General features: G+C 55.9%; 9 protein-coding genes. 5 read left to right on the top strand and 4 right to left on the bottom strand.

The features are described 5' to 3' along the window. Positions 1–22: 22 nt before the first annotated feature. Positions 23–997, bottom strand: coding sequence for a hypothetical protein (locus EBB56_RS21615; RefSeq protein ID WP_124805314.1), 975 nt, complete (start codon positions 995–997; stop codon positions 23–25). Between the two features lie 202 nt (positions 998–1,199). On the opposite strand from EBB56_RS21615, the gene EBB56_RS21620 reads away from it, so the two are divergent. Beyond that, on the top strand, positions 1,200–1,427 hold the full coding sequence (locus EBB56_RS21620) for a hypothetical protein (protein ID WP_124805315.1): 228 nt from the start codon (positions 1,200–1,202) through the stop codon (positions 1,425–1,427). Continuing rightward, positions 1,427–1,756 carry a hypothetical protein gene (locus EBB56_RS21625; protein ID WP_124805316.1) on the top strand — a complete coding sequence of 110 codons (330 nt, stop codon included), beginning with the start codon at positions 1,427–1,429 and terminating at the stop codon, positions 1,754–1,756. Before EBB56_RS21620 ends, EBB56_RS21625 begins: the two co-directional genes overlap by 1 nt. Before the next feature lie 69 nt (positions 1,757–1,825). On the opposite strand, the gene EBB56_RS21630 is transcribed toward EBB56_RS21625, so the two are convergent. Then, entirely contained in the window at positions 1,826–2,485 is a 660-nt protein-coding gene (locus tag EBB56_RS21630) for a hypothetical protein (RefSeq protein ID WP_124805317.1), read from the bottom strand. A gap of 1,886 nt (positions 2,486–4,371) precedes the next feature. Here EBB56_RS21630 and EBB56_RS21635 point away from each other — a divergent pair. Continuing rightward, positions 4,372–5,253 (top strand): replication initiation protein, encoded by an 882-nt coding sequence (locus EBB56_RS21635; RefSeq protein ID WP_124805318.1) that lies wholly within the window; start codon positions 4,372–4,374, stop codon positions 5,251–5,253. 153 nt (positions 5,254–5,406) lie between these two features. On the opposite strand, the gene EBB56_RS21640 is transcribed toward EBB56_RS21635, so the two are convergent. Together EBB56_RS21640 and EBB56_RS21645 are read right to left on the bottom strand one after the other, a co-directional pair. After that, a complete protein-coding gene (locus tag EBB56_RS21640) occupies positions 5,407–5,613 on the bottom strand; it encodes a hypothetical protein (protein WP_124805319.1) in 207 nt (68 codons plus the stop codon). Positions 5,614–5,759: 146 nt separating this feature from the next. Next, the gene (locus EBB56_RS21645; RefSeq protein ID WP_124805320.1) at positions 5,760–6,383 is read right to left on the bottom strand and encodes a tyrosine-type recombinase/integrase; all 624 of its coding nucleotides are present in this window, start codon (positions 6,381–6,383) and stop codon (positions 5,760–5,762) included. A gap of 1,532 nt (positions 6,384–7,915) precedes the next feature. Here EBB56_RS21645 and EBB56_RS21650 point away from each other — a divergent pair. Continuing rightward, the gene (locus tag EBB56_RS21650) at positions 7,916–8,164 is read left to right on the top strand and encodes a DUF4160 domain-containing protein (protein WP_124805321.1); all 249 of its coding nucleotides are present in this window, start codon (positions 7,916–7,918) and stop codon (positions 8,162–8,164) included. After that, positions 8,151–8,570, top strand: a complete 420-nt coding sequence (locus EBB56_RS21655) for a DUF2442 domain-containing protein (RefSeq protein WP_124805322.1) — start codon at positions 8,151–8,153, stop codon at positions 8,568–8,570. Before EBB56_RS21650 ends, EBB56_RS21655 begins: the two co-directional genes overlap by 14 nt. Positions 8,571–8,794 lie beyond the last annotated feature (224 nt).

Genomic DNA, 8,794 nt, shown 5'->3' on the forward strand with positions numbered 1-8,794 from the left:
TTGATTGTGGCAGCACCTCTCATTAGAAAAGTTTTCCTTGCCTCCCATTGCCTTCATCCTTGGCCTCTTCTTCACTTATCTCTATATACTCCACCCTTAGAATTCCGTTTTTAATTGCCGGCTGAAAATACTCCAGCAAGCGATCATGGTAATTGCTTTTCCTGTCATTCTCTATCCAATCAGTTTGCACAAGCAAAAGAAGAAGCTCAGCATCAGAGTTTTTAGCTTTCCTATAAAGATTTATCTTTGAAAGCATTATATAAAGCCGATCAAAAAAAATGAACCCCCCAGCATCTTTGTGGCGGGCACACAAAAATATTTCTGATTCACCCTGCTTCATATAGCCATCAAAAACAACTCTCCTATCCATAATCGGATCAATTGCATGAAAGGCTGATGAAAATTCAACACGCTCTACAAAATTAGACTCAACAAAAGGAACCTTAGACACAAATTTATTCAACCCAGCAGAGACCGCATGTCGACGCAAATAACTTCTATATCTAGCCTGTTCACGATCTTTTGATACTGAACCAGAAAAATCATTCTGCAACTCATTTTGTTCCGGCTTGTCCTCAAAGCTAGATTCTTCATCGTCATTAGAATCTGACTTAACAACACCTAGAGCCTTAAGAAAGGCTTCTGGCGGGGTGTTAAAAGTATTATTAACCTGTGACTGCTGAACATTTGAAACAAGCTTAAAAAGCTCTTGCCTAAGTTCTTTATTCTCAGCTTTAGCCGCCGAGTTTTCCTTCTCTTTTCTTTCCACCTCTCGACTAAGCTTCAAAACCTTCCCAAGACTGAGACTATTAAAAGACTCCGACAGAACGAGAACCACAACAATTAAAAAAAGAGTTATAATACCCGAAGTGATTTTATACTCGGGTTTATAAAGAAAAAAGCTTAAATAGGCCATAACCAGTATAGAAACGCCTAAAAAAACTATCAAAGCCCTCACGTAGTTATTTGGCCTTGTTTCCAAATCAAACTCCTTCATATAAAATTCAAGCGACTGGAAAATAGACTACCATTATACTTTTTATGCGTATAACACATTTTTCCAGTTCAATAGCCCCGTAAGATCACGATCTCCCTAACCCTAAAATCAAGATTACTCGCCTATCTTGACACCATAAGCGTGACATATTCACGCTTATATGTCACTCTGAAGCTTCTGCTCGCTCAACGAGGCAAAAGGCATGGCTCTCGATCGGATCAAAGACCTCAACCAGGTCTACCAACACGGCAACGTGGTCGAATGGGAGTCCCCTCAGGGACAACGTTATCGCTATGAAAGGGACCGCGGCGCGGTAGGAAGAGAGCTGGATGCCGCAAAACCGCAGCACGAGTGGTACGTGCTCGAGAAGAATGACCTGACACACGCCAAGCGGCGTGTGTTCGATTTGATCAACGAAGATGAGTTCTGATGGGCCGTAAACGCGTGATAGCACCAGAGGAAGCTTCTCTGTGGTTGGGAGTGCTGCTGGATGCAGCCTTCGATCCCTCTTCGACCGCCCTGGATCTGAAGCGCAGCGCCGACGTGCTGAACCACACGGAACCAGGCCGCGATTGGCAGGCTCGACACGGCCAAGCCGAACTCCTCGCTATCGCCAGCGACCTCACGCAGTATCCTCACGACTACAGCGATACACAACGCGCCGAGCTGCTGCTGGCCTGGGCCGAGCGCTGGGTTCAGGCTGATGACTGGCAACGCCTTCAGGGGCGGGTCAGGAAACGTCGCCAGCGGGCCGCATAATCAACGGTGCAGCATCCCCACCGTTGCACGACGCCCTTCAAGTCCCATCTGTGCAGCATTCCCCCTCCCTCAGCGGTGCCGGACTCGACGCAGGTAGGGCGGCAGCCGGGGCGTTGCCGGTAGCGGCTCGCCCTTGTAGCGCACGCGCTGCCAATCGCTCTTCAGCAGCCGGATCAGACCATGGGCGTCCTGCCGAATGCCGCGGAACCCGGGCAGCTTGCTCAGGCTGTAGACGGCCTGCCGCACCTGGCGCTGCCGGCTATCGCGATCGCCACATCGCACAGCCTCGCGGATGCGTCGCTGCCACTCATCCCGGCGTTCCTCGAGCATTCTCCAGGTCCAGCGATTGTCCAGCCGAACCAGCTCGTAGTCAGCCCGCCACAGCTCCGGGCACCAGTACGGGTTCGGTATGGTGAGGCGCGCTTCGTGAGCATCTTGCAGCGCCTCGTAGTGCTGGGCCGGATGCTCGTCATCAACCAGCAACCACCACACCGCATACGGCTGCCGCGCCGGCAAGTAGACCACCAGGAACCCGTTGCCGGCCCCATGGCGGCGCCTACGCCGCCGTTCGTTGCGATCAGCGCCTGTGCCATATCGAGCATCGAATTTGGCCGTCAGGCGGGCCACCTTCTCCCTCGGCACCATCCCCGCGGTCCAGCGGACGTATCCGCGACGGACCAGATCCTGGACGCGCTGCATCGCGGCGCTCTTGTGACGTATCGATCCCATGTTCCCTCCCGGTGAGCTGTTACCAGGGGGTAGGGCCGGCGGTGACACCATGGTCCTGAATAACATGATTAACCGAGCGGAGAGCACGCATATAAAAGATTCCATGGGCGCGCCGCCCCACTGCTGTCACCTCGGCCCCTACCTATCGGCGAGTGCCAAACACGGGATGTGCCAGTCCCTCAGCGAGGGGCTGCCATCCCCTTGTTTGCTGCTGGTCACGGGTGCCAACCGTGACCAACTCGCCGTCGCGCAGTGCGGGTAATGCCGCTCGCTGCGAGGCAACGGGCGCTCGAGGCTGAAATGCCTCGTTCGACCCAATCTGGCCCTCGCCAGGATTGGGCGACACGGACACGGGCAGCCGGGTAACCGGAAGAGCCCTGTCACGCATCGAAAGTGGGTGAGAGTCCCACCTGCGGGCGGCGGGTGACCGTCGAACGCATGCCGAACCTGTGGGCGCGGCGCCGGGGGAAACCCCAGCGGGCCAGACAGCCGAAAGGATCGGTCTGGTGGCACCAGGAGGCGCAAGCCGTCTGGGTCGACGAATAGCTCAAGCAGGTAACGGCGCCCCTCGAGGGTGCTGTTCGGAGTGCTTCATAGCCATGCTCTTCGGGAGCTGGCCATGTGCGAGGAAGTGATCAGGGGGTACTTGAGCCGTTTTGGAATCTTGGGCCTTGGAAAACCGGCGGTGCCGGTGAGGTGCTTAGCACTAGACATCCTGATGACGGAGCACAGTGGCGATGAGGTACGCAGTAGGGCGTGACTAACGTGGGAAACCCTACGGCCGTGGAGCCGGGTGGCACCGGTGAGGCTAGGGGTGGGAGCGGCGTTGAGTAGTGTTCGAGCTGACGGGCGATATGGCCGAAGCCCTCAGCGAGATCCTGGGCGACCAGGGCACACGAAAGATGCCAGCGAGTGTGGGAGGGGCACTCCTCCCTCGCAGCAGGCAAGAACGGCAACATCGATGACAACCGGCACCGTGGGTGGCACCACGGACGCCGGATGAGAGCTCTACCAGGGTGGCACCTGGCATTCGTTAACCGATCATCGCACCGCGCAGGACCGGCCGTGCGATTCACGTAACCAAGGAGGTTTTTTAACCCTTCAATGCCCGTTTGGGCATCCCCCGCTCCTCTCAGAGGAGCACCCAGCGTCCACGCGGACGCTTCCACAGCCCCTCTTCGGAGGGGCTTTCTCGTCTGTCCCAACCCTGGACGCCGACTGCTAGGATAAGGGCCATAGCGATTTCCCCAAGGAGCCCCTTATGACCCCTTTCAGCTGGATGATTTTGTCCTTCGCTGTGCTCATGGCGGCAGTGTGTGGTTTCACCTATGTGCAGATCGTGCGTAATGAGCACCAAGCCAAAAGGCGCTCCTCCTCAACCTCTCGCCGTCAGCCCATTCAGGATTAGTGTCACCCTGCCCCCTATCCCTTTCTGCCGAACCGCGCCGTAGGCGCTCTTGTTCCCGCACGGTTGGTGCTGTGTGTCGTGAGGGTTGGCCCTTTAGCGGCCAGGCCTGAGGCGCGCAGGCGCGTAGCGCCTCGATCGCGCCGATTCTCGACTTGTCGAGGCCTTTTGTGGCCGTAGGCCACTAAGGCCGCCGAAGGCGGGGCGGAGGGCGAGGAACGAGCCCGGAGGGTAGGCGAGCGCGCATGCGCTCTTTTCTGTACTTTTCACTTTTCCCCTTTTAGGGGTGGTAAGGATCTGAAATGGAAGGGTTTTTAGGATCAAAAGGGGACGGATTCAGGGTAAAAAGGGGACGGATTCAGGGTCAAAAGGGGACGGATTCAGGGTTGTTGAGGGGACGGATTCAGGGTAAAAGGGGACACTATTATAATGTCCCTAAAACAGAAGGGCGTAACACCCTCCTCGAGTTGGAGCTCCAAGGATGAATCAGCCCCAAGTCTATAAAAGCAACGCTCTGGTCGAGGCATCCTACCGCCTAACCCCCGCTGAACAACGCATCGTGCTGTGCTGCATCTCCCAGGTGCGCAGGGACAAGACGCTTACCGATGAAGTGATGTATCGCGTCAGCGTGGCCGACTATGCCGCACTGGTGGGAACTGACTCCCACTCCACCTACAAGGAAGTAGCGGATGCCGCCCTTCGCTTGAAACGTCGAGAGGTGTGGCTGCGAGAATTTCCCAACGGAGATGGGCAGCGGCCTAGAACACTAGTCACGGGCTGGGTGCAATCCATCGCCTATATCGAGTCAGAGGGACACATAGAACTGCGCTTCACTAAAGACATGCTGCCGTACCTCACGCAGCTCTCGGAGCGGTTCACTCGCTACGCTCTGTCCGATGTGGCCAAGATGACCAGTTCCCACGCTATACGGTTGTATGAGCTGCTATGCCAATGGAGGGATGCAGGTAAAAGAGAGGTAGCGATCGAGTGGCTACGTGACTCTTTCCAGCTCGGCGACAAATACCCAGCACTCAAGGATTTCAAGCGCCGCGTGATAGAGCCCGCCGTGGCACAGATCAATGAGCACAGCCCCCTATGGGTAAAGTGGGATCAGCGCAAGACCGGTCGCCGCGTATCCCACCTGGCATTCACCTTCGGCGAGAAAGACCAGAAAGCCACCCAGAAGCCTCGCAGAGGCAATGCCAAGGGGAAGGCAGGGTCAAGGGCTCCCAGCGCCTCAGGGTCGATTTACGGGATCCCTATGGCGGTTATCGAAGCACATGCTAGGCCGGGGGAATCTCACGAAGACGCCGCACTGAGAATCCTCGAGGAGCGCAAAAGCAAACACGTTGCTGAGGCGTGATTTTTCACGCCTCTCTGAAAGTCAGGCTAGGATGTCTGCAACGGCAGATCTGCAACCAACTAGGCATCCATGCAACTGACTATCCCGAAGGCGGCCAAGCTGTACGGCAAACATCGTTCTACGATACACCGCCATATTGAAGCAGGCCGCCTATCATGTGGGTTCCGAGGGGATGGGACCCGCGTTCTGGAAATGGCTGAGCTGATCAGATGCTACGGCGAGCCCGAGCATCTGCCAGATGATGTGCAACCACCTGCAACCCACCAACAGGAAGGCCTGCAACAGGCGATGTTGCAGGCGTTGCATGCCATGCACAGTGAGCTTGTCGCCCTTCGCCAGGAAGTCGCCGAGCTCCGTCAATTGCCGCCTCCTGCTACACAACCCGCGACATCACCTCCCGAGACAACACCCACAACACCGCCCAAGGACGAAGATCCCCACGGCCTGCGCTCGCTGGTCCAGTCCCTACGCGACCACGACCGCCAATCCAACGACACCTCCGATCGCTAGAAGCTCAGCCGCTCGAACGGCCGCCCGGTGAGGGCGGTGTAGGCCACCGTGTTCTGGATGTTGGCGTGCCCCAGGTACTGCTGCACGGTGCGCAGATCCACGCCCTGGTTGATCAGGTGCACGCCGCAGGCGTGGCGCAGCGCATGGGGATGCCACTTCACGCCTAGCACGCGCTCGCTGAGGCGGTGCAGCAGGCGCCGGAAACCGTCAGGGCTGATCGGCGCCCCGCGTTCGCTGACGAACACCAACCCCGCCGACCGACCACTGTCGCGCTGGTAGCGCTTCAGCGCCCGCACCGTGTCGCCCTGGAGGGGATGCGTGCCGTCGAGACTGCCCTTAGCGCGGGTGACACGCAGCTCATGGTGCACCAGGTCGACGGCCGACCAACGCAGTCCCACCAGCTCCGAGACCCGCAAGCCGTGTTCAAAAGCCAACCGCAGCATCAGCGCGTCGCGCTGCCCCTGACGGTTGTCACGGGCGGCGCGGATCAATCTGTGCACCTCGTCGCGGGTCAGGTGCTTACGGCCACGCACCGCATCGTTGGCAGAACGACCTCGTACTGTCCGGGTTTCAGTGGTTGGAGGGTCTGTCGGGGCAGGGGGTCGGGGGCTGTCGGGCACGGGTGGGAGCGCTCCTGGTCGCGGCAACTGTCCGGGTTTCAGTTGAAAGACAGACAGTATTACCACGACACCTGCTATGCGGGAATGCGTTACGCTGCCACTCACGTCTCTACCGCGTAGTCCAAAGCACTGTAGTCATTCTATTAACCCAGTTTTGGAAAAAAATTATTTAATTTTCTTTTAAAGCAATTGATTGGAAAAATTTAGAACATGCTCGAAACACCGCCCTCTCCGCCCCTAGAAGAGCACAGGTACAAAGTCGAAAGCTATCTGACGCCTAAACGTCGTCAGATCAGGTGGGTAGTGGTAAAGCTGACGCGGACGTTTAACGTCGAAACCCGGGAGATCGTTTCGCGCCATACAAGTGAAGCGGAAGCGAGATCGGAAGCTTCAGCTTTATCATTCCAATCAGTAAAGTACTGAAAAAAAACAAATTACAGAAAAACGGTATAGCGACACGACGTTCAATCCAAGCCAAACGCTGGTTTTCGTACCAACTCTCCTCTACAAGGATGTGTGGTCAATGGCCTATATCCCGGCTCCTCAACTGCGCTGGTTGGCTGGCGATCAGGCCATCTGTCACAGTGTGACCAAGGAGCGTGGGACTATGAAATGGAATAAAAAGGCTGACTGGTACATTGATACTCAGAGCCAGGCCGGGCTTTACCACTGGTACACCATGCAAGATGGCCGTGGTCGTCGCCCTCGATCTCTGTGCGGTATGTTCTTCTACGGGCCGTGGTGCCGGCAGCGAGCGAAGGATCTGCAACAAGACGAGCTATGTCTAGAGTGTAGAGAAAGGCTTAGCGGCCCCCTCATGCCAGAAAGCCCATAAGCAAAAAGCCTAGCCAAAAAATCGAGAATTAGTCGCGCTTATACGGCATATTGCAGTTTCTGCTCGTTCTGTACGTCGCGCGGGCCATGGCGGTTGTCCCGATAACTATCCGGGCTCAGGTGGAAGCCGAACAGCCTTAGCGTGCTTTACAAGATCTGCTCGTAGAAAGATCAAAAGCAGGCTCTACAAACGAAGAGGGCCCGACCTATACAGGTCGGGCCTAGAGCATCTCTACGTCGCCATCCTTGCGATCAATACAAGGCATCCAGCCTTTGCTCCATGAGGCTTCAGTCCTCCAATGACTATATTTCCTACGGGACTTTCCCTGTCCAGAACCTATCCGGCCTCACGAAAAAGTATAGTGCCCCCAAGAGAAATATCAATGTACAGACACTATACAAAGGTAACAAAATGTTAAATAACAAGGATTTTTGCGCTAAAATCGCTGATATTGCGCGTATTATTTCTACAAGAATGATTCACTGCCCCCCCCCAAGAATCCCATATCAGAAGGATCGGTGTGGTGGAGACGCCAATAGCCGGGCAACATCGGCATTTTAGACCGCCGTCCTGGCGGCAAAGCCCATCCTTAGAAACTGTCCGGGTTTCAGTTAGAAGCCAGACAGTGTACTCCCTCTCCGATCCACGCCGAATCCAGCATAAACCCAAGCGGTTAGGTTTATGCTAGACTGCCCTCATGCCAACCATTCTCCGTTTCGATGGCCTGAGAGCCGTCATCTACCCCAACGACCATCGACCGGCGCATGTGCACGTCATCGGCAAGGGCGGTGAAGCGGTCTTCATCCTGCACTGCCCGAGTGGTCCCCCCGAGTTGCGTGAGAGTTACCAATTCAACTCGAAGGATCTCAACCGTATCGCGTCGACACTGTCAGAAGAACTGTTGGCGTTATGTGCCAAATGGAGGGAGATTCATGGCCATTACTGATGATGTCATCCAGCAGGCAGAGGCCCGCATGGCCGCCGAGCGCGACCATGCCCATGCTGTGGCCGCACGCTACGACCGCCGCACCAGCCGAGTGATCGTAAGTCTGCACTCAGGGCTCGAGCTCGCGATCCCTCCGCATCTCGTGGAAGGCCTCGCCAATGCCACACCGGATGCCTTGGCCGAGATCGAGGTGTCCCCCTCCGGGCTTGGCCTGCACTGGCCTCAGCTCGATGCTGACCTCTACGTGCCCGCCCTCTTGGAAGGGCAGTTTGGATCTAAGCAATGGATGGCGCGCCAATTAGGCGCCATAGGAGGGCAAAGCCGTAGCCCAGCCAAACGCAACGCGGCCCAAGCCAATGGCGCCAAAGGAGGGCGACCGCGGAAGATACGAAAGATACAGGCATAAGAATTTTTATAAAACAAAGTGGCCAGGCTACACACCTGGCCACTACTATTATTTAATAAAAATAAGTAAGATAGTAGGCATCTACTTTTACAATGGCATCTCATTGATTGTGGCAGCACCTCTCATTAGAAAAGTTTTCCTTGCCTCCCATTGCCTTCATCCTTGGCCTCTTCTTCACTTATCTCTATATACTCCACCCTTAGAATTCCGTTTTTAATTGCCGG

Origin of the sequence: Halomonas sp. YLB-10 (assembly GCF_003856855.1) — a bacterium.
In the GTDB taxonomy this organism is placed as follows: domain Bacteria; phylum Pseudomonadota; class Gammaproteobacteria; order Pseudomonadales; family Halomonadaceae; genus Halomonas; species Halomonas litopenaei.